We start from the raw sequence: 21,539 nt of genomic DNA on the forward strand, positions 1-21,539 counted from the left end.
CAAAGAAAGGATCGAAATATGAGACTGTTTAAGCGCTATACACCCAGTATGATTGCTAAGCACGTAAGTCGTCTTTTTAAAGGAAGAATCTATATCTACGGTGTCGGTCGATTTGAGTTTGACCATGGAAAACTGATTTTACCTGAACGTGCTGAACAACGACATTTCCAGACCGTCAATGAGGTCAACCAAGAAATCCGTCGCTTACGTTGTGCTTACGCTTAATTCCCTCATTACCTCATTCATCGAAAAAGGGTTGGCTTTAAGGCCAACCCTTTTTTATGCGTCATCGACACGCGAAACTCTGGTTCAGCGAACCGCTCCGCTAGCGACATGGGTTGTGATCACGGTGATGATCCGCATTAAAGCACTGGGCAATTTTAGGTAGTTCACCTTTTAAACCAAGCGCATGCATCATCATCATCTGTTTGCCCCCGGGAAGCTGACCAGCCAAATGCATGCCCATACCACGCAGCCATTTCTTAGCCGGATGACTCCCGGAAAATAATTCTTTAAAACCTTGCATACTAGCAAGCATTTTGGCGGCTTCTGCTTTACGCCAACGTTCGTAAGGTCGTAAATGGCGATGATGGCCAATATCAAATCCTTGCTGCCAAGTGATCAGTATATGCTCAGCTAAACTTGCCGCATCAAGTAGCCCCAAATTAGCGCCCTGCCCAGCAAGAGGATGAATCGTATGCGCCGCATCACCCACTAACGCGATACGCGGTCTAGCAAAATCACGAGCATAACGCGCCGTCAAAGGAATCACATGTCGTATTCCGACGACTTCACATCGCCCAAGACGAGCGTCAAACTCAACCGTCAGTGCTTTATTAAATTCCAGATCATCTAGCGCCATCAATTGCTGCGCACGACTCGATTCAGTTGACCACACAATCGAACTCATGCGCTCTTCACTCATCGGCAAAAAGGCTAACGGCCCTTGCGGGGTGAAAATTTGTCGAGCCATCGCCTGATGCGCCAGCTCAGTGCGCACGTTAGCAACCAAAGCATGATGCCCGTAATCCCAATACGTTAAGGGGATATCGACTTGGCGACGCACCCAAGAGTGAGCACCATCCGCCCCCACGACCAGTTTCGCGGTCAACGCTTGGCCATCACTGAGAGTTAGCCACGCTTCATTCTCACCAATAGCCAATTGTTGGCAATTGGCTGGCATATATAAACTGACATTGGCTTGTTTTTTTACTTCATCCAGCAGTGCCAACTGAATGACTCTATTTTCAACAATATGCCCAAGGTTGGGCTGGGTAATCTGCTGCGCAGAAAACGCTATCTGAGCGAAGCTATCTTGCTCCCACACTTCCATACCCAAGTATGGTGTCGCTCGACGAGCGAGGATCCCCGACCACACGCCAAGGTTTTTCAATACCGTTTCACTCGCGCGGCTCAAAGCAGACACTCGAACGTCTGGCAAAGCATCAAGCTGAGTGTCGGGGGCTTTACTTTCAATGATCGCAATTCTCAAATCGGAATCTTTTAGCGCTGCCGCAAGTGTTAACCCAACCATACCGCCACCGACGATGGCAATATCCACACTTTGCATCATATTCATTACCTTTATCCTAAAGTGCGATTGAGCAAGGGGGCTTTTAGCAAGGGAAGCATTTCCATCGCCATTAATCCCAGGTTACGTCCCACTCGTAATGTCAGCCAATCATTAGAAAATAGATGAACTAATGTCGACGTTAATTGAATCGTTGCTTGACGATCCGTTTCACGGCGCTGACGAAACGTCGCTAATTGGCGATAGTCCCCCATCAACCGAGTATCTTCTTCGCTAAGCACTTGCGCCAGTGTGGCAATATCTCGGATCCCCAAATTAAAACCTTGCCCGGCAATCGGATGCAGCGTTTGCGCCGCATTACCAATGGTGACAAATCGATGCGCGATAGTCTGGGGATGATAACGTAGGAGTAATGGGTAAGTAGAACGCTGTCCAACCTGTAAAAATCGCCCCAAACGCCAACCAAACGTCGCTTGTAATTGGGTAAGAAACTCACTGTCTGAGACATGCTGCATCCGTTCAGCTTGTTCGGCAGATAAGCACCAGACTAACGATAAACGATTGTCACTCATAGGTAATAGCGCTAAAGGCCCAGATGAAGTAAAACGTTCAAAGGCTCGTCCCTGATGTGCCTGATCAGAAAGTACATTGGCAATTAAGGCCACCTGTTCAAAATCATGCTCTTGGCGAACGAATCCTATTTGGGAACTGGATGTCGACAGCGCACCATCGGCGGCAACCAATAACTTCCCTGTAATTGTCTGCTGATCAGATAAGGTCACGCTAACCTGTTCCGACGTCCGCTCAACATGCTCAACGCTAAGCGGACAATAGTAAGTTATATTATCGCAGGCGTTAATTTTCTCAGCGTACTGTTGACCGACTTTAGACAGTTCAACCACATACCCTAAAGCGTCTAAACCAAGCTGCGCGGAATCGAAGTTAACCATCCCAGCATGAGAGCGGTCAGAAACGTGGATCTGGGAGATGGGTGTTGCAAAAGGATATAGGCTATCCCACACCCCCCAGCTTTTTAATAATTCTACCGTACCATGAGCCAATGCAATCGAGCGAGAATCAAACCCAGGATGTGCATGATGGTCCGTTTGAAACGGTTCGATGATGGCGATCGATAGGGGTTGCTGACTTAACGCGTTCAGCGCTAACGCCAATGTCGACCCCGCCATTGCACCACCAGCAATAATCACATCAAAAGATTGCACCTCTCTCACAGCTTCCTCACTTAATGCACAATAGGTTTGGTATCAGGATTCACGGTTCCTTTGAACTCGATGTACAACATAAACACACACGCTTTGATATGTTCAATCACATGCTCAAGTAACTGTGCTTGCTGATCGAGATCATCTTCTTCATCAATACCTAATTTTGCAATCTCTTCTAAATCTTGCAGTGCTTCTTTGGCATGTGCAGATAAACCGGACATCGTAACGGCCATTAAACCCAGTCCAGAAATGAAGTGATTAACCCAATCAGCGACGCCATCCGCAAACTGAAATAAGGCATTCGTATCATCGGTGATCGGTACCAACAAGGTTAACTTAAAATCGTCACTGGCGAGCTCGGCTTGAGTCGCTAACAGTAACTGTTTGGCTTTTTCTAATGCGCTCGTCGGCCAGCCCATGCCATCATTGGTATAATCAAAAAGCAGCGGCTGCCAGCTTTGATCGTTCAAAGTTAAGCCTCCGGCTAACATCCCTGCGATCAAACCATGCAGTTCAGCTGGATTTATCGCTAACGATGCCGCTTGGAGTTCGCTGGCTAGTTGGTTATAACTGGGAAACGTTGTATCGCTCATGGTCACTTCATCATGGTAAATAATTGCCATCCTATCACTTCAAGGTCATCGGGAAAATCCTCAGTGTAGGGTTTGTGCTTCGCTTTAACGCAAATTGGTTAATAAGTCGGTGTTTGCTTTACCAATTACTATTTATCCACGTGAAAAGCTTGAATCTTGTGACCACTTTACCTATAGTTTGCCCCTCGATGGTTGCTCAGATAGAATCATCATTAGTTACGCGAATAGAGTTCACTTATCATGAGTAATCAAGCGGTTGACGTTGAAATTTTAGGCAAAACAACGCGTGTCAATTGTCCCTCTGGACAAGAAGCATCGTTAATACGTGCCGCACAAGATCTCGATCAACGATTGAAAGATATGGCTGAACGTACTAAGGTAACTAATGAGGTTAAGCTACTTACCATTGCCGCTCTCAATATCTGCTATGAGCTACAAACGGAACGGCAAAAGCAGAATGAACAACAGCAACAAATCAGTGAGCGAGTGGAAGAGCTGACTGCATCGCTACAAGCAGTACTCAATAAAGTACCACACGGATAGTGTTATTTTTATCTGCACAAGTTTTACCCTGGAGTGTTTGTCAGAGGATGTACGTCCCTGAGCCGATAAGCAACACATAAGGGTTGGTACTTGGTCACTATTGAGCAGGCTCGGCTTGTACCGAGAAGCCTACGGTAGCCATTGCTAATCCGCCTTGAACCAGCTGGTTCAAGGGCCACAGTCCTCAACGGCACTCTGGGGTTCCTAATGTTACACACCCGTCAACAGCTGCGTGGATTGATTCGTCAACGACGCAATCAACTGTCTCAGGCCGAGCAGCAACAAGCCAGTCAAGCCTTAATCCAACGCTTTATCGAGCTTCCTGAAGCGCAAACAAGCCAACATATTGCCCTATATCTGGCTACTGATGGCGAATTAAATACTCAACCTCTGATTGAACGGTTATGGGCCCAAGGTAAATATGTTTATCTACCGGTATTGCACCCATTTTCTCCCGGTCACCTTCTTTTTTTACGTTATCAACCGACCACGCCCATGGTGCGTAATCGTTTTGCGATTCTTGAGCCGCGACTCAATCAACAGCTGATTCAACCACTGAAACAGCTGGATCTGATTTGCACCCCGTTAGTGGCCTTTGATGCTCATGGTCAACGCTTAGGGATGGGCGGAGGATATTATGATCGCACTCTCGCTAATTGGTTTGTAACTGGGCAAGGAGCCACACCGATTGGTCTTGCGCATGACTGCCAATATCTAGAGCAATTACCTCACGAAAGTTGGGATGTCCCATTACCTAAAATCGTCACTCCCACCCGACTTTGGCAGTGGAAAGCGTGATCAGCGTAGACATAAACGACTCGATAGTTGCCTTCTCGCAGTACAGCTGAACACCATTTGAGTATATAATCTCGCCCTTATTCCCCCTTTATGGTTAATGTATTGGCAGGGTTACTTGTTCAATACCAATCAACATTCAATGACTCACAATCAGGAGATAGGCATGACTCAAGATGAAATGAAAAAAGCCGCCGGCTGGGCTGCACTTAACTATGTCAAAAAAGGCAGTATTGTTGGTGTCGGTACAGGCTCAACTGTTAATCACTTCATCGATGCCTTAGGCTCTATTAAGGATGATATTCAAGGCGCAGTCTCGAGCTCATTGGCTTCAACAGAAAAACTCCAAGCACTTGGTATCAAAGTTTATGACTGTAATGACATTGAAGCATTAGATGTTTACGTGGATGGGGCTGATGAAATCAACGCTCAACGCGAAATGATTAAGGGCGGTGGTGCGGCCTTAACGCGAGAAAAAATTGTTGCAGCGATTGCTAAACAATTTATCTGTATCGTCGATGGCAGTAAAGCTGTTCCCGTGCTAGGGAAATTTCCACTGCCAGTTGAAGTTATCCCAATGGCACGTAGCTACGTTAGCCGTGAATTAAGCAAATTGGGCGGAAAACCTGTCTATCGTGAAGGGGTGATTACTGATAACGGTAATATTATTTTGGATGTGCACGATCTGCACATTACTCAAGCCAAAGCGCTGGAAGATAAAATTAACTCGATTACCGGTGTCGTGACCAATGGTTTATTTGCTCATCGTGGTGCCGATGTGGTGATCACGGGAACTGAGCAAGGTGCCAAAATCGAAGAATAAGATTGAGAAAATCACCACCTTTTTGGTTATTTGATTACAAACGGCACCTTGAGTGCCGTTTTTATTGCTTTTCATTAAAGAATATTCTCGCTTATTCCGTAATTTTCTTACCCAAACCGGAAAATATTTGTTAGTTTATTGGAGCAAAGACACACAAGGAAAACGTTTGCGTTGAATAAAACAAGTCCAATAATTGACGTTTGATACCCAAACCATTTGAAAAATAGCTCTATGACCGATTTATCACGCAATCATCAACGACGTGAAGCGGTGACTTCAAACGGAATGGGGATACTTGTGGTTCACTCAATAAGCCCATTTCCCATATTTAAGGACGAGTATCATGGCCAAAGTTTCACTAGAAAAAGATAAAATTAAAATCTTACTGCTGGAAGGATTACACCCTTCAACCGTCGAAGTTTTACAAGCTGCTGGTTACAGCAATATTGAATATCACAAAGGTTCGCTCGAAGAAGCCGAGCTACTGGAAGCCGTCAAAGACGTCCATTTTATCGGTATTCGCTCGCGAACCAATCTCACCGAGTCGGTGATTAACGCCGCTAATAAGCTGGTTGCTATCGGTTGTTTTTGTATTGGCACCAACCAAGTTAATTTAAAGGCCGCAGCCCAACGTGGTATTCCGGTATTTAATGCTCCCTTTTCTAACACACGCAGTGTGGCCGAATTGGTTTTAGGCGAAATCCTCTTGTTGTTGCGCGGTATCCCAGAGAAAAATGCTTTGGCTCATCGTGGCATCTGGAAAAAAAGTGCCGACAATTCCTATGAAGCGCGCGGTAAACGCTTAGGGATTATTGGTTATGGTCATATTGGTACTCAGCTCGGAATTATTGCTGAAAACCTCGGTATGCATGTCTATTTCTATGACATTGAGAATAAACTCTCTTTGGGCAATGCCACTCAAGTACATACCATGAGTGAGCTACTCAATAAGTGTGATGTTATCTCTTTACATGTCCCAGAAACGCCGGAAACCAAAAATATGATGGGCGTAGAAGAGTTCGCCCGCATGAAACCAGGCGCTATATTTATCAACGCTGCTCGGGGTACCGTGGTTGATATTCCGGCACTGTGTGGCGCTCTTGAATCTGGCCATATTGCCGGAGCCGCGATTGATGTTTTCCCAACGGAGCCGGCGTCAAACAAAGAACGCTTTGAGTCACCACTCACTGCGTTTGATAATGTCCTTCTTACCCCACACGTTGGCGGTTCAACTCAAGAAGCGCAAGAAAACATTGGTATCGAAGTCGCTGGTAAGCTCACCAAATACTCAGATAACGGCTCAACCCTATCGAGTGTTAACTTCCCTGAAGTATCACTACCTCAGCATCGTGATTGTTCTCGTTTATTGCATATCCATGAGAATCGCCCCGGTATCCTAACCCAGATCAACACCATTTTTGCCCAAGATGGGATCAATATTGCCGCGCAATATTTACAAACTAGCGCCAATATTGGCTATGTGGTTATCGATGTCGAAACGGCACGCTCCGAAGAAGCCTTAATCAAGCTTAAGGCTATTGATGGCACCATTCGTGCGCGTATTCTTCATTAATCAAACCATACAACGAAAAAAACCAGCCGAGGCTGGTTTTTTTCGTTTTTAGCTTGCCTTAACCGCGCAGCGCTCGCTCGCCACGAGTCATGCCAACCACACCGCTTCGCGCCACTTCAATCACTTCCGTGACTTCGGTGATCGCCGCGATAAAGGCGTCCAATTTATCGCTGGTTCCGGTTAATTGAACCGTATATTGCGCAGCAGTCACATCAACAATCTGACCACGAAAAATATCAGCCGTGCGCTTAACTTCAGCCCGAGCAAAACCGCTGGCTTTGACTTTAACCAACATCAATTCACGCTCGATATGCTCAAACTCCGAGACTTCTTGCACTTTCAAAACATCGATCAATTTATGCAGTTGCTTTTGAATCTGCTCTAACTGCATCTGATCCGATTTCGTGGTGATGTTCAAACGCGACAATGTTGCATCATCCGTGGGCGAGACGTTTAACGTTTCAATGTTATAACCACGCTGAGAGAACAAGCCAACCACACGAGAAAGCGCACCAGGCTGGTTTTCTAACAGTAAGGAAATGATATATCTCATTTTAGGTTCTCTCCGTTCTGCTTAACCACATTTTATCCATGCCTTCACCCTTAATTTGCATTGGGTAAACATGCTCGGTCTCATCAACGTTAATATCAACAAACACTAAACGATCTTTCATCGCGAGGGCTTTAGCCAGTCCTGATTCCAGTTCATCAGGGGATGAAATGCGCATCCCAACATGGCCATACGCTTCCGCTATCGCGGCAAAATCAGGGACTGAACTCATGTAAGAGTTAGAGTAGCGGCCTTGATAAATAATATCTTGCCACTGTTTGACCATGCCTAAAAAACGGTTATTGAGGTTGATGATCTTGACCGGAATACCATACTGCAATGCGGTAGAAAGCTCTTGGATATTCATTTGAATACTGCCATCACCCGTCACCACCACCACTTCTTCCTCTGGAAGCGCAAACTTAACACCAAGCGCCGCAGGTAAACCAAACCCCATCGTGCCAAGACCACCAGAGTTAATCCAGCGACGCGGCTTATCAAATGGATAGTAAAGCGCAGCAAACATTTGATGCTGACCAACATCAGAGGCTACATAAGCATTGCCTTCGGTAAGCCGAAATAAGCTTTCGATCACTTGCTGAGGTTTGATACGTTCGGCAGAAGTTTCATAGCGTAAACATTGACGCTCTCGCCACTGCTCTATCTCTTGCCACCACAAGGCTAATGCTTGATGATCATTAGCTTCTTCTTGCTCGTGCAATAATTTGAGCATGGTCGTTAAAACTTGTTCAGCTGAGCCGACGATCGGTAAATCAACTTTGACATTTTTTGAGATAGAAGATGGATCAATATCGATATGCATGATCTTGGCATTAGGACAATATTTTTCCAAATTATTCGTCGTACGATCATCAAACCGAACTCCGACCCCAAAAATTAAATCCGCATGATGCATCGCCATATTGGCTTCATACAAACCATGCATACCCAACATGCCTAAACTATTTTTATGGGTACCAGGAAAAGCGCCCAATCCCATCAATGTACTGACCACAGGAAGATTGAGCTGTTCGGCTAAGGCTCTGATAGGTTTATCGGCTTGTGAAATGATCGCCCCACCACCGATATACAGTACCGGTTTTTTAGCAGCGAGCAGCGCTTTCAAGGCTTTTTTTATCTGCCCTTTATGACCAGCAGTCGTTGGGTTATAGGAGCGTAGATGGATAGAATCTGGGTATTGATAGGGTAATTTAACCAAAGGGTTCATTACATCTTTGGGAATATCAATCACCACAGGACCAGGACGTCCAGTGGCAGCGATGTAAAACGCTTTTTTGATCGTTTCTGGGATATCTTGCGCTTTTTTAACTAAAAAACTGTGTTTTACAATCGGCCTTGACACACCAACAATGTCACACTCCTGAAAAGCATCATTACCAATTAAATTGGTGGCAACGTTACCAGAGATAACAATCATTGGAATGGAATCCATATACGCGGTGGCAATACCGGTGATGGTATTGGTCGCACCAGGTCCAGAGCAGACCAATACCACTCCCGTCTTTCCTGTGGCTCGAGCATAACCATCCGCCATGTGCGTGGCGGCTTGTTCGTGCCGAACCAATACATGCTTAATTTGATCAGCTTTGAGATGTAATGCATCGTAAATATCTAATACGGAACCACCGGGATAGCCAAAAATCTGCTCCACCCCTTCTTCTATCAGCGATTGCACGACCATTTCAGCGCCAGATAACATCGCTCTATTGGGTAATTCTGCCATTTTCTTCTCCTTGACCAATCTTCTACACCGGGTCAGTGCATAAAGCTGGTTTTACATAGTCTAGGGCTTATTTGTAGCCTGATGTGGAAGCCTTCCGCTTTCCGCTATGTCCCGCACCGGTCATAACAAGTGCTAAGGTAACGCAACAACTGTAACGGTTTATTTTCATTAGGTCTAATGGCATAAAACGCCAGCAAACAATAAGATAAGGTAAATAAATGTATAAAAGGCGCTCAATGTTGAATTTATCATCATACACAGAGTAGAGAGGCAGAAAGGGGATAAAAAACAGAGTAATATTTTGTTACGTTAGTCCATCGCTCTCTTCTTGATGCAGCAATACATCCAGACTCACACGCGAACGCCACGCAAGATGGTTTGAGGCACTAGAAAACATAGTCAATCAAAATACAGTGGCTATAAGCTATCATTACTTCCGCCCCTGTCATCAAGCGATCGGGGCGGAGAACATTCTGGCTTAACGGATAATCATATCGCGTGACAAGCGTTCGAGAATTTACTCTTTTGATTTATCACGATACATGTCTTCAATTTCGTGTTGATAGCGATCATTAATCACTTTACGACGTAGTTTCTGGGTTGGGGTTAATTCACCTTCATCCATAGAAAAGGCTTTAGGCAGCAGTTTAAACTGTTTTACCTGCTCAAATTTAGCCAAGCCTTGTTGTAAATCATGAACTCGTTTTTCGAACATTTCCAACACTTGGCTATGTTTGATCAGTTCAAGACGATCGTGATACTTAATATTTAATTCTTTCGCGTAGCTCTCCAGTGTATCAAAACACGGAACAATCAATGCAGAAACAAATTTACGCGTATCAGCAATCACGGCAATTTGCTCAATAAAGTGATCTTTGCCTATCGTGCCTTCAACAAGCTGAGGGGCAATGTATTTACCGTTCGAGGTTTTCATTAACTCTTTAATGCGATCGGTAATAAAAACGTTACCGTATTCATCAATATGTCCAGCATCACCAGTTTTTAAAAAGCCTTGTTCATCAAAACTATTCGCGGTTTCTTGCGGCATTTTGTAATAACCACGCATCACCATCGGCCCGCGAACCAAAATTTCATTATTTTCACCAATTTTAAGCTGCACATTCGGCATAGTGATACCAATAGAATCAGGATTAAACTGGTGATCGTTCCAACAAGAGACGGTGGCAGTGGTTTCCGTCATGCCATAACCCAATTTGACATTGATGCCAATCGCATGGAAAAAGCGTCCGATCGTTTCATCCAATTTTGCGCCACCACATGGCATAAAATGGATTCGTCCGCCCAATAAAGCTCTTAACTTAACCAACACCAATTTATCCGCAAGCTGATAGCTACGCACTAACAACCATGACGGTTGACGATTCTCTTGACGACATAAGGCCATTTTGGCTCCCATGTTGACCGCCCAAGTAAACAAGGCTTTGCGATGAAATGGCGCTTTCGCGACTTTTTCATGGATAGCAGAGAAAATCTTTTCGTAAAAACGCGGTACAGCACACATCACGGTAGGGCGCACCTCACTCAATGCCTCACGGACTTGAGATACCTCTTGCAAATAAACGTTGGTCGCTCCTTTATACAGAACATAACAACTCCACGCGCGCTCAAAGACATGCGAAAGTGGTAAGAAACACAAAGAGATGTCCTGATCAGAAAGAGTTAACCGTTGATCATGCCCTTCTAATTGAGCACCAATGTTACGGTAATCAAGCATCACACCTTTAGGTTGTCCGGTCGTGCCTGATGTATAAATTAGGGTATAAAGATCATCATAGTTAGCCTTTGCGATACGTGCCGATAGCTCAGCTTGCTGAGCAGTAGAACCTTGAGCAATAAAATCACTCCAAGTAAAAGCATGGCAAAAACCCTGTAAATCAATGTCATCACTCATGGCGATGATCAATTGTAAGGTCTCACATTGTTCAAAAATAGCGAGAGCCACATCATACTGTGCTTGCTCACCGACAAATAATACTTTGGCATCTGCGTTGTGCAAAATATAAGCACACTGCTCTGGTGTATTGGTGGGGTAAATCGGCACCGTCACCAATCTTGCTTGCAAGGCAGCAAAATCGGCAATTGTCCATCGTGGCATGTTGGGGGAACAAATTGCGACTTTATCTTGAACATCCAAACCTAACGATAATAATGCTAAGGACAGTTGATCCATTTGTTGACCAAATTGATGCCAAGTAATGTCCTGCCACGCTTTATCCACTTTATACTGTAATGCAATACGATTGCCACCGCGCGAAATTTGCTCACGAATACAGTTAACGATATGAAAATCTAAATTGACCATGTCTCTTACCTATGGCTTACACTTGTAAGCTATTTTTTGAGCGAACAAGTGTACATTTAACCGTTCAAAAGACAATGGCACGGTATCAAACTTTTACGAAAAGATTGTCTCTTAAAACAAAAAGAACTTCAGGTTAAGGCTTTCCCTAACCTGAAGTTCACGCCACGCCAATATTATTTACGACAAGGCAACGACATTGCCACAAGTCATCATTAATTGGTCACGTAACCAAATATGGCCTTTGTCTTTTTCACTTGATTCGTGCCAGCTTAAATAACCGCTGATACTTGCATGATCAAATGGAAAATCTAGAATTTGCAACTGCTCTTTATTCGCTGCGTGTTCAACGACCCAACGTGGAGCAATCGTCACAAGTTCAGATTGACCAACGACATAAAGTACATTGCTCAAGCTGGTTCCTTCGTAGTTTGCTTGGCAATCTAATTCACGATATGCCTGCTCAGAAAAACTGCGTTGACCATGAACTTTTGACAGCTTAGCGTGTTGTTCACTCGCCAGTAACTCACGAGTGATCGATCCTTGAATTCGTGGATGAGATTTGGCAGCGACCACCACTAACTCATCTTGGAATATTTCGGTACTGGAAAAACCTTGTTCATCAAATCGGGCGTAGTCAATAACAAAATCAATCTCTTGATAACGCATGCGCTCAGCTAATTGACGATCAAACTCCGCATCAAGATGCAATTGAACGTGAGGCGCTTGCTCATGAATGGTCGCCATAATTTGCGGTGCAAAACGAATATCACAAGGACTACAAATCGCTAGTTTGAATAAACGAGTCGAGGTCAGAGGAGAAAACACCGAGCTTGGTAATTCATTACGAATGAGTTGTAGTGCTTGGCGAATCGGGCCAAACAACTGACGAGCACGTGGTGTGGGTTGAATCCCTCGTCCTTGGCGCATAAACAGTTCGTCATTAAACATCACTTTTAAACGCGCAACCGCATTGCTCACTGCAGGTTGAGACATGCCTAAATTATGGGCAGCTCGAGTAATATTTTGCTCTTGCATCACCGCATCGAACACAGTGAGTAAATTTAAATCAACGCTACGCAGAGTGCTTTCCATACGGTAACTAGCAATTGCGCTCATTGGATCTTTTTTGTTAAGCATAAAGTACGCCTCTTTTTTTATTATCATCTACCTCAAATTTCACCGCAATGAGTGGTAACCCATCTCAAGCAAAAAAAGAATGCAGAAGTATTTATTACCCAGATAATTTCTGGTGAGACCTACTATCAACGATTCATTTAACTAATAGCAATAGGATTGAGAAAAAGTCAGTAAATTTTACCATAAGCAAATAAACCACCTTTAATTTCAATTGGTTAGTTTTTTATAAAAAAAGATAAAGTTTATTTTCCGGTGTTTTTTATAAAACATTGACCTCGCGAATACTTTAAGACGTAAACAAAAACTAATATTCACACGACAAATATCATTCGATGTAAGAATAATTTAGTGAATTAATTTAACGCGGCATAATTAGGGAAATCGACTCGCTTCCAAAGCTGTTGTGATAATTCCGAGTGACAAGCCCAGTTTCCGTTAAGCAACCAGTCAACGATTGCCCCCGCCACATCGGGGTAATGTACGCGCTCAATGTCTTGTTCATTCAGCCATTCACTGATCACAAAAGCATCCAATGAGTTCATGCTCGCTGCAAGTCCAAGCAACTCTAAAGTGGCCACATTGCTTTGTTGTTCAAATTGACCGATTAATGGCTTTAACAGGAGCTTTTTTCCTAACGATAAGGCTTCAGAAGGTAATTCAAACCCACCATTAGCGATAACACCTGAACAACGGTGTAAATCAATCTGAAATGATTGGTGAGACAATGGCTTTAAATGCAGATTATCAACTTGCAGGCTCTGCTCAATCGCTGGGTGATAACAGATAAAAGATTGGTGAGTAAAGCGGGTCAATAATTCACACACTTGTTCCAAGTCTTCAAAAGGCAAATAAACTAAGATAAATCCCTGATTAGTAATCGATTGATTTGACGAATGAATGATCGGCGGCAAAATAGGCTGATTGAAGTGGTACCAATGCAAAGCGAGATAATAATTAGCCGGAGAAAAATGCTGCATGATCGATTTGTCCAACCAACTGGCTCCTTTAATAGGTACTGAATAACGAAACGCATTCTGGTGACTTAAGCTAATAGAGGTAATCCCTTGTTGTTTCGCCGCCCAAGCCGTCACTGGTTCAAAATCGTTGATCACTAAATCATAGCCACTTAAATCAAGGTTTGTTACCTCTTGGTAATATCGTCCAAGACGATTCGCGCAAAGCGTCTTTAAGTAACTCACCTTTCCTCGCTGAGAAATAAAAGTCAAACCATGCCGTGTCTGATAATGACCAAAACACTCCATCGAAAAATAGTGTTGGGCATCTCGACCAGAAAACAAGAAGTCGACTTCGATATGGCGTTGCTTAAAGGCATTGCTCATCGCGCGTGCGCGAGCAATATGCCCATTTCCCGTTCCTTGGACACCATAAAGTATTTTCATAATAATGCCCCCTCGAGAATAATCATCGCTATCACAGCCGAGCCATACCCCAACAACGCACCAGCGACGACATCTGTAAAGAAATGAACGCCTAATACAATACGCGAACTACCGATTAACCCTGCCCAAATCAGAGCAGCAGGATAAAGGCTCGGGTAAAACTGCCCTATCAATGTTGCCATTAAAAAAGCGGCGGCGGTGTGGCCTGAGGGTAAGCTGTAACGATCAGAGGGAGTAATAGAGGCGGTAAAACAAGGCGAATAGTCTTGTGGTCTACGTCGCTGAACCGCATTTTTCACCACCCAATAAATAGGTAATTCGATGGCAAAAGCCGCCATACCAATAATGAGAAATTGACTACCATGATTCCTATCAAGCCCCCAAGCCAATAAGCCTAATATTAAATAAAGATGGCCATCTCCCGTATGAGAGACCGCCTTACTTACATTCGTTAAGGATGAAGTCGCTTGATGTCGTAAACAATAGGTCGATAAAGCTAAATCTAACTTAATCAGTGGTTCAATGGTGCGCATGCTCTATTCCTTGCTTAATCTACTCAATGTTTATTGAGCATAGGTAAGGCAAATGACAACACCGTGATCCTTTGTTTGAAAATAGATGACAGACCGACCTCACTCTAATCGCTTAATATCACCGTTAATCAATAAAAATAGATTTAGGGGTTGACGAGTTCAGTGGAGTGCGGTACTAATTTGTTAACTTAATCGTGTGGAATGTTAATAATGATATTACGTATTTCTCTTCTGCTAGGCCTACTTCTGATCGTGAACCAATCGCGCGGGTAGCTTGTGGAAGAAAAATAACACACTGATTACATAGAACCCGCACAGAGATGCGGGTTTTTTTATATCAATATTCAGGAAGTCAACCAGAAACCATCGGCTTAATCCAGTGCTAAGACCCCAAAAATATCAGTCTAGCTAAATTAAACCGACAGGCACAACAACTATCAGGGAGCAAACATGAGTGATCAGGTCATTATCTTCGATACCACATTACGTGATGGCGAACAGGCGTTATCAGCGAGTCTAACCGTCAAAGAAAAGCTACAAATCGCTTATGCTCTTGAGCGCTTAGGCGTTGATATAATCGAAGCCGGATTTCCTGTCTCCTCTCCTGGTGATTTTGAATCGGTCCAAACCATTGCTAAACACATTAAAAATAGCCGAGTCTGTGCCCTTTCGCGTGCCGTTGCGAAAGATATCGATGCTGCCGCCGAAGCATTAAAAGTCGCCGACGCTTTTCGTATTCACACCTTCATTTCAACATCCACGATTCACGTACAAGATAAATTGCGCCGCAGTTACGATGATGTGGTGGACATGGCGGTGCAAGCCGTCAAACATGCCAGAAACTATACCGATGACGTCGAATTTTCCTGTGAAGATGCTGGACGCACTCCCATAGATAACCTTTGTCGCATGGTAGAAGCAGCGATCAATGCTGGAGCACGTACCATTAATATTCCCGATACGGTTGGCTATACCGTACCTAGCGAGTTTGGTGGCATCATTCAAACCTTATTTAATCGTGTTCCCAACATCGACAAGGCGATCATTTCCGTTCATTGTCATGATGACTTAGGCATGTCGGTTGCCAACTCGATTGCAGCGGTTCAAGCCGGTGCAAGGCAGATAGAAGGCACGATCAATGGTATCGGTGAACGTGCTGGTAACTGTGCCCTAGAAGAAATCGCCATGATATTGAAAACTCGTCACGACCTATTAGGCGTTAAAACCAATATTCGTCATGAAGAAATCAGTCGGACAAGTAAATTAGTCAGCCAACTGTGTAATATGCCTATCCAAAGCAATAAAGCGATTGTTGGAGCGAATGCATTTAGCCACTCATCGGGTATTCATCAAGATGGGGTATTAAAAAATAAGAATACCTACGAAATCATTACCCCTGAATCGATTGGTTTGAAAAACCAAGCGCTGAATTTGACCAGTCGTAGTGGTCGGGCGGCCGTGAAAAGTCATATGGAATCCATGGGCTATCATGAACATGAGTATAATTTAGATGCGTTATATGAAGACTTCCTCAAATTGGCTGATCGTAAAGGTCAGGTATTTGACTACGACTTAGAAGCCTTAATGCACTTTTCGAATTTACGTGAAGAAGACGATTTCTATAAGTTGAATTATCTTAGTGTGCAATCTGGAAGTGTCATGGCCACCACCACAATTAAACTTAAGTGTGGTGATGAAGAACATTGCGAAGCCGCCGTCGGTAATGGTCCGGTTGATGCGCTCTATCAATGTATTTATCGTCTCACAGGTTATGACATTGTCTTGGATAAATTCGATTTAACCGCAAAAGGCGAAGGAGAGGATGGCCTTGGCCAAGCCGACATTATCGCCAACTATAAAAATAGAAAATACCACGGCACAGGGGTTTCTACGGATATCGTTGAAGCATCAGGTCAAGCACTACTGCATGTGATCAATAGCATTCATCGTGCAAACCAGATTGACCAAATTAAACAAAAGAAAAACGTCGTCACGGTATAAATCCCGCAACGACGGATTCGCAAACACAGATCAATAAAAATTAGATAAATAGATAAAGGACGACCATGACAGACAAACACTACCGCATTGCTGTTTTACCCGGTGATGGAATTGGACCAGAAGTAATGCAACAAGCCGAAAAAGTGCTTGATGCTATTGAACAAAAGTACTCATTCACCTTTAGCCGCGAATATCATGATGTCGGCGGAATTGCCATTGATAATCATGGATGCCCATTACCCCAAAGCACCTTAGATGCCTGTGAAGAAGCTGATGCGGTACTTTTTGGTTCTGTTGGCGGCCCCAAATGGGAGCATCTGCCACCAAACGAACAACCAGAACGTGGTGCATTACTGCCTTTACGTAAACATTTCCAGCTATTTTGTAATTTGCGCCCTGCACAAATTCATCCTGGATTAGAGAGCTTTTCACCTTTGCGTGCCGATATTTCTGAGCGAGGCTTTGATATTGTGGTCGTTCGTGAGCTGACTGGCGGTATTTATTTTGGACAGCCAAAAGGACGTGAAGGAGAAGGCGCGAATGAAAAAGCCTTTGATACTGAAGTCTATCATCGTTATGAAATCGAACGTATCGCAAAAATTGCTTTTGAATCGGCTCGCTTACGTCGTAAAAAAGTCTGTTCGGTAGATAAAGCTAACGTTTTACAAAGCTCTATTTTATGGCGTGAGGTGGTTGAACAGGTAGCTCAAGACTACCCAGATATTGAACTTTCTCATCTCTATATAGATAACGCGACTATGCAACTTATCAAAGATCCTGCTCAGTTTGATGTGATGTTGTGCTCGAATATTTTTGGCGACATCATCTCCGATGAGTGTGCAATGATCACCGGTTCAATGGGGATGCTGCCTTCTGCAAGCCTGAATGAGAGTAACTTTGGCCTTTATGAACCAGCCGGTGGATCAGCACCGGATATTGCCGGTAAAAATATTGCCAATCCCGTAGCACAAATTCTTTCTGCTGCATTAATGTTACGTTATAGCTTAGGTGAAGAACAAGCAGCACAAGATATTGAAAATGCCGTATCAAAAGCACTATCCGCCGGAGAACTGACAGCGGATCTTGCAGGCAACAAACCGGCACTCTCTACCTCAGAAATGGGCGATAAAATCGCTGGTTATATTTTACACTCATAATAAGTCGTGCTCGGTTAACGATACGAGCACACTATGCAGCTCAAAGAGCTCAAGGAAGAAGCAATGTCATCAGCAAAAACGTTATATGAAAAAATTTATGATGCGCATGTGGTGGTTGCCGCCCCCGGTGAAACGCCTATTTTGTACATCGATCGCCATTTGGTCCATGAAGTAACCTCACCACAAGCCTTTGATGGATTAAGAGAAAAAGGTCGTCCAGTACGCCAAGTCAGCAAAACCTTCGCGACCATGGACCACAACGTCTCTACCACCACCAAAGATATTAATGCGTCAGGGGAAATGGCGCGGATTCAAATGGAAACCCTCTCAAAAAACTGCGCTGAATTTGGGGTAACTCTCTACGATTTAAACCATAAATATCAAGGTATTGTCCATGTTATGGGCCCAGAACTTGGTATCACGCTACCTGGCATGACGATTGTTTGTGGGGATTCACACACCGCGACACATGGCGCTTTTGGCTCACTCGCGTTTGGTATTGGTACCTCTGAAGTTGAACATGTATTAGCAACCCAAACCTTGAAGCAAGGCCGTGCTAAGACAATGAAAATCGAAGTACGAGGTAAAGTGGCTCCTGGCATCACCGCCAAAGATATTGTTCTAGCAATCATCGGCAAAACAACCGCTGCCGGAGGTACTGGTTATGTCGTAGAATTCTGTGGTGAAGCAATTCGCGATCTTTCTATGGAAGGACGCATGACCGTGTGTAACATGGCGATTGAATTAGGGGCAAAGGCAGGACTGATCGCTCCTGATGAAACAACCTTTAATTATATTAAACAACGTAAATTCGCACCGAAAGGCGCTGATTTTGATGCCGCTGTCGAGTATTGGAAAACACTGACGACCGATCACAATGCACAATACGATGCAATCGTCACTTTAGATGCCTCAGAAATAAAACCACAAATCACTTGGGGAACCAATCCAGGACAGGTTATCGCTGTTGATGAGGTAATCCCATCACCAGAGAGCTTTAGTGATCCGGTCGAAAAAACATCCGCTGAAAAAGCGCTGGCTTATATGGGCTTAGAAGCAGGCCGCTCACTATCTGAATACAAAGTCGATAAAGTATTTGTTGGATCGTGTACTAATTCACGAATCGAAGACATTCGTGCTGCCGCAGCCGTTGCAAAAGGTAAAAAAGTCGCCCCTCATGTACAAGCATTGATAGTCCCTGGCTCCGAGCAAGTAAAAGCACAAGCTGAAGCAGAAGGTCTCGATAAAATCTTCCTCGATGCAGGGTTTGAATGGCGTTTACCCGGCTGTTCGATGTGTCTCGCAATGAATAATGACCGCTTAGGGCCAGAAGAGCGTTGTGCTTCGACATCCAATCGAAACTTTGAAGGCAGACAAGGGCGAGCGGGAAGAACTCACTTAGTCAGCCCTGCGATGGCAGCCGCCGCAGCGATTGCCGGACACTTTGTCGACATTCGTCAATTTAGCTAATAAGGAGCAAGTGATATGTCAGGTTTTCAACAACACACTGGTTTAGCTGTTGCTCTTGATGCAGCCAATATTGATACTGATGCGATTATCCCAAAGCAGTTTTTGCAAAAGGTCAATCGTATCGGCTTTGGACAACACCTCTTCCATGATTGGCGGTTTTTAGATGATGCAGGATTAACCCCTAACCCTGATTTTGTCATGAATCAACCTCGTTATCAGGGAGCAAGCATCTTACTCGCACGTGAAAACTTTGGTTGTGGTTCGTCAAGAGAACACGCCCCTTGGGCACTCGCTGATTACGGGATAAAAGTCATCATTGCTACAAGCTTTGCCGATATTTTTTATGGTAATGCAATAAATAATCAGATGCTCCCTGTCCGCTTATCCGATCATGAGGTAGAGGAGCTGTTTCACTATGTTCAGAACACACCAGGAGCAACGATTGACGTCGATTTGCAAACGCTCAATGTCGTCGCCAACAACAAAACCTACTGCTTTGAAATCGATGATTTTCGTCGACACTGCTTACTCAATGGATTAGACAATATTGGTTTAACGCTGCAACATGAAGCTAAAATCGCCGAATATGAAGCCAAGATACCGCATTTTTTAGCTTAAATCCGACAACTAAAATTAGGGCTGATCATACAGCCCTAATTTTATTGTTCAATATCCATGGCTATCTTCGAATATCACCGACACTATTTTCCAACATCATCCTACTTATTTCACTTTCACCAAGGAACCTATGAAATTTTTACTATCACTCTTATCCTTGTCCTGGTCATTATCGATTAGTGCTGCGCCTAAATCAGAATTATGGGATTTCTGGAATCAAAGTAATGAAGCTAATACACAAGAGGTATCTCATCAAGCATGGCAACAACTTCTCGATCGCTATCTTTCTCAACAAGGTATGCACACCCTTTTCGATTACGCCAATGTAGAAATCTCCGACCGAGAAAAATTACAGACTTATATTAACCAATTGGCAAGATTGGATCCGAGAACATTAAACAAGCAGCAGCAATATGCTTACTGGATAAACTTGTACAACGCCTTAACCGTTAATATCATTCTTGAGCACTATCCAGTCTCATCAATCACTAAAATCGGAGGATGGTTTCGGTTTGGTCCTTGGAACCTACCATTATTAGAAATTGCCAGTCAAAAACTCACTCTTAATGATATTGAACATCGAATTTTAAGACCAATATGGCAAGATCCTAGAATTCACTACGTCGTTAATTGTGCTAGTCTCGGTTGCCCAAACCTGCAAAGTGAAGCCTTTACGGCGCAGAATATCGATCGATTACTTGAGAAATCTACCCATGAATTTATCAACAGCGAGAAAGGTGCCAAGATAACTAAAGACCAGCTTATTCTATCTTCCATCTATCAATGGTATGCCGATGATTTTGGTTCTCAAGCAGAGTTGATGGCTCATCTTTCGCTGTATCGTCCAGAACTTACCACCTATCGTGGAACAATCCGTTATGAGTATGACTGGCGACTAAATAGCAAATAGCAAAAAGCCTCTGTATTGCTACAGAGGCTTTTTAAATGAGTACCTGGCGATGTTCTACTCTCACATGGGGAGACCCCACACTACCATCGACGCTGTTTCGTTTCACTTCTGAGTTCGGCATGGAATCAGGTGGGTCCAAAACGCTATGGTCGCCAAGTGAATTTTTATAGCTAATGCTATTGAATCACTGGTGCTGATACCCAGAATCGAACTGGGGACCTCATCCTTACCAAGGATGCGCTCTACCGCCTGAGCTATATCAGCAGATCTATTTTTAAACTGCTAGTCCGCTTATTATCAGCGCTAGAGTGACTTCTTCTCGTAAGAAGAAGTAGAAATTAAAGCCTGGCGATGTTCTACTCTCACATGGGGAGACCCCACACTACCATCGACGCTGTTTCGTTTCACTTCTGAGTTCGGCATGGAATCAGGTGGGTCCAAAACGCTATGGTCGCCAAGCAAATTTGGTTAATTCGGAAAGCTGTTTTTCATTCTCTACACATTCAATGCACTTCTTTGAGTCCACCAAAACCCCTTGGGTGTTGTATGGTTAAGCCTCACGGGCAATTAGTACAGGTTAGCTCAACGCCTCACAGCGCTTACACACCCTGC

Annotated in this window: 19 protein-coding genes, 1 tRNA gene, 2 rRNA genes and 1 other RNA gene; 11 read left to right on the forward strand and 12 right to left on the reverse strand. The window is 44.0% G+C overall.

Features of this window, described 5'->3' with window-relative positions:
- Positions 1 to 18 precede the first annotated feature (18 nt).
- Positions 19 to 225: a DUF1107 domain-containing protein gene (locus tag FKN93_RS09615; protein WP_040903845.1), complete on the forward strand. Its 207-nt coding sequence runs from the start codon at positions 19 to 21 to the stop codon at positions 223 to 225.
- A 100-nt stretch (positions 226 to 325) separates the two neighbouring features.
- Here the strand turns inward: FKN93_RS09615 and FKN93_RS09620 are convergent, their stop codons facing one another.
- From FKN93_RS09620 to FKN93_RS09630, 3 genes are read right to left on the reverse strand one after another with little or no spacing between them, the layout of a single operon-like run.
- Positions 326 to 1,573, reverse strand: a complete 1,248-nt coding sequence (locus FKN93_RS09620; protein ID WP_170905005.1) for an FAD-dependent 2-octaprenylphenol hydroxylase — start codon at positions 1,571 to 1,573, stop codon at positions 326 to 328.
- 11 nt (positions 1,574 to 1,584) lie between these two features.
- Complete coding sequence (ubiH, locus tag FKN93_RS09625) at positions 1,585 to 2,763, reverse strand: 2-octaprenyl-6-methoxyphenyl hydroxylase (RefSeq protein ID WP_170904999.1); 1,179 nt, start codon at positions 2,761 to 2,763, stop codon at positions 1,585 to 1,587.
- An 11-nt stretch (positions 2,764 to 2,774) separates the two neighbouring features.
- A complete protein-coding gene (locus FKN93_RS09630) occupies positions 2,775 to 3,350 on the reverse strand; it encodes a YecA family protein (RefSeq protein ID WP_040903869.1) in 576 nt (191 codons plus the stop codon).
- A 240-nt stretch (positions 3,351 to 3,590) separates the two neighbouring features.
- Here FKN93_RS09630 and zapA point away from each other — a divergent pair, with 240 nt between their 5' ends.
- The 5 genes from zapA to serA all read left to right on the forward strand — a co-directional run bounded on the left by zapA (position 3,591) and on the right by serA (position 7,084).
- Positions 3,591 to 3,893 (forward strand): cell division protein ZapA, encoded by a 303-nt coding sequence (zapA, locus tag FKN93_RS09635; RefSeq protein ID WP_040903846.1) that lies wholly within the window; start codon positions 3,591 to 3,593, stop codon positions 3,891 to 3,893.
- 22 nt (positions 3,894 to 3,915) lie between these two features.
- Positions 3,916 to 4,099: non-coding RNA, 6S RNA (ssrS, locus tag FKN93_RS09640), on the forward strand.
- A 1-nt stretch (position 4,100) separates the two neighbouring features.
- A complete protein-coding gene (locus tag FKN93_RS09645; protein WP_154170107.1) occupies positions 4,101 to 4,691 on the forward strand; it encodes a 5-formyltetrahydrofolate cyclo-ligase in 591 nt (196 codons plus the stop codon).
- Between the two features lie 163 nt (positions 4,692 to 4,854).
- Positions 4,855 to 5,511, forward strand: a complete 657-nt coding sequence (gene rpiA / locus FKN93_RS09650) for a ribose-5-phosphate isomerase RpiA (RefSeq protein WP_004394347.1) — start codon at positions 4,855 to 4,857, stop codon at positions 5,509 to 5,511.
- Between the two features lie 343 nt (positions 5,512 to 5,854).
- On the forward strand, positions 5,855 to 7,084 hold the full coding sequence (gene serA, locus FKN93_RS09655) for a phosphoglycerate dehydrogenase (protein WP_004394348.1): 1,230 nt from the start codon (positions 5,855 to 5,857) through the stop codon (positions 7,082 to 7,084).
- A 58-nt stretch (positions 7,085 to 7,142) separates the two neighbouring features.
- Here the strand turns inward: serA and ilvN are convergent, their stop codons facing one another.
- From ilvN to FKN93_RS09685, 6 genes are all read right to left on the reverse strand, one after another.
- A complete protein-coding gene (ilvN, locus tag FKN93_RS09660; RefSeq protein ID WP_004394349.1) occupies positions 7,143 to 7,637 on the reverse strand; it encodes an acetolactate synthase small subunit in 495 nt (164 codons plus the stop codon).
- Position 7,638: 1 nt separating this feature from the next.
- Positions 7,639 to 9,378: an acetolactate synthase 3 large subunit gene (locus tag FKN93_RS09665; protein WP_040903847.1), complete on the reverse strand. Its 1,740-nt coding sequence runs from the start codon at positions 9,376 to 9,378 to the stop codon at positions 7,639 to 7,641.
- Positions 9,379 to 9,895: 517 nt separating this feature from the next.
- On the reverse strand, positions 9,896 to 11,701 hold the full coding sequence (locus FKN93_RS09670) for a long-chain fatty acid--CoA ligase (RefSeq protein WP_170905000.1): 1,806 nt from the start codon (positions 11,699 to 11,701) through the stop codon (positions 9,896 to 9,898).
- A gap of 177 nt (positions 11,702 to 11,878) precedes the next feature.
- Positions 11,879 to 12,838: a transcriptional regulator LeuO gene (leuO, locus tag FKN93_RS09675; protein WP_004394352.1), complete on the reverse strand. Its 960-nt coding sequence runs from the start codon at positions 12,836 to 12,838 to the stop codon at positions 11,879 to 11,881.
- 353 nt (positions 12,839 to 13,191) lie between these two features.
- Positions 13,192 to 14,238 carry an MJ1255/VC2487 family glycosyltransferase gene (locus tag FKN93_RS09680; RefSeq protein WP_170905001.1) on the reverse strand — a complete coding sequence of 349 codons (1,047 nt, stop codon included), beginning with the start codon at positions 14,236 to 14,238 and terminating at the stop codon, positions 13,192 to 13,194.
- Positions 14,235 to 14,771: a phosphatase PAP2 family protein gene (locus FKN93_RS09685; protein ID WP_161438397.1), complete on the reverse strand. Its 537-nt coding sequence runs from the start codon at positions 14,769 to 14,771 to the stop codon at positions 14,235 to 14,237. The genes FKN93_RS09680 and FKN93_RS09685 overlap by 4 nt, the downstream gene beginning before the upstream one ends.
- Before the next feature lie 450 nt (positions 14,772 to 15,221).
- On the opposite strand from FKN93_RS09685, the gene leuA reads away from it, so the two are divergent.
- From leuA to FKN93_RS09710, 5 genes are all read left to right on the forward strand, one after another.
- Positions 15,222 to 16,772, forward strand: coding sequence for a 2-isopropylmalate synthase (leuA, locus tag FKN93_RS09690; protein WP_004394354.1), 1,551 nt, complete (start codon positions 15,222 to 15,224; stop codon positions 16,770 to 16,772).
- A gap of 65 nt (positions 16,773 to 16,837) precedes the next feature.
- Positions 16,838 to 17,929 (forward strand): 3-isopropylmalate dehydrogenase, encoded by a 1,092-nt coding sequence (gene leuB, locus FKN93_RS09695; protein WP_004394355.1) that lies wholly within the window; start codon positions 16,838 to 16,840, stop codon positions 17,927 to 17,929.
- A 63-nt stretch (positions 17,930 to 17,992) separates the two neighbouring features.
- The gene (gene leuC, locus FKN93_RS09700; RefSeq protein WP_170905002.1) at positions 17,993 to 19,399 is read left to right on the forward strand and encodes a 3-isopropylmalate dehydratase large subunit; all 1,407 of its coding nucleotides are present in this window, start codon (positions 17,993 to 17,995) and stop codon (positions 19,397 to 19,399) included.
- Between the two features lie 15 nt (positions 19,400 to 19,414).
- Positions 19,415 to 20,017 carry a 3-isopropylmalate dehydratase small subunit gene (gene leuD / locus FKN93_RS09705; protein ID WP_170905003.1) on the forward strand — a complete coding sequence of 201 codons (603 nt, stop codon included), beginning with the start codon at positions 19,415 to 19,417 and terminating at the stop codon, positions 20,015 to 20,017.
- 130 nt (positions 20,018 to 20,147) lie between these two features.
- Positions 20,148 to 20,927 carry a DUF547 domain-containing protein gene (locus FKN93_RS09710; RefSeq protein ID WP_154170093.1) on the forward strand — a complete coding sequence of 260 codons (780 nt, stop codon included), beginning with the start codon at positions 20,148 to 20,150 and terminating at the stop codon, positions 20,925 to 20,927.
- A gap of 41 nt (positions 20,928 to 20,968) precedes the next feature.
- Here FKN93_RS09710 and rrf (FKN93_RS09715) read toward each other — a convergent pair.
- The 3 genes from rrf (FKN93_RS09715) to rrf (FKN93_RS09725) form a co-directional block, all read right to left on the reverse strand.
- Positions 20,969 to 21,084, reverse strand: a 5S ribosomal RNA gene (gene rrf, locus FKN93_RS09715).
- 31 nt (positions 21,085 to 21,115) lie between these two features.
- A tRNA-Thr gene (locus FKN93_RS09720) sits at positions 21,116 to 21,191 on the reverse strand.
- Between the two features lie 79 nt (positions 21,192 to 21,270).
- Positions 21,271 to 21,386, reverse strand: a 5S ribosomal RNA gene (gene rrf, locus FKN93_RS09725).
- Positions 21,387 to 21,539: the final 153 nt, after the last annotated feature.

This window comes from Vibrio sp. A8-1, assembly GCF_013048685.1.
GTDB classification, from domain to species: Bacteria; Pseudomonadota; Gammaproteobacteria; order Enterobacterales; family Vibrionaceae; genus Vibrio; species Vibrio metschnikovii.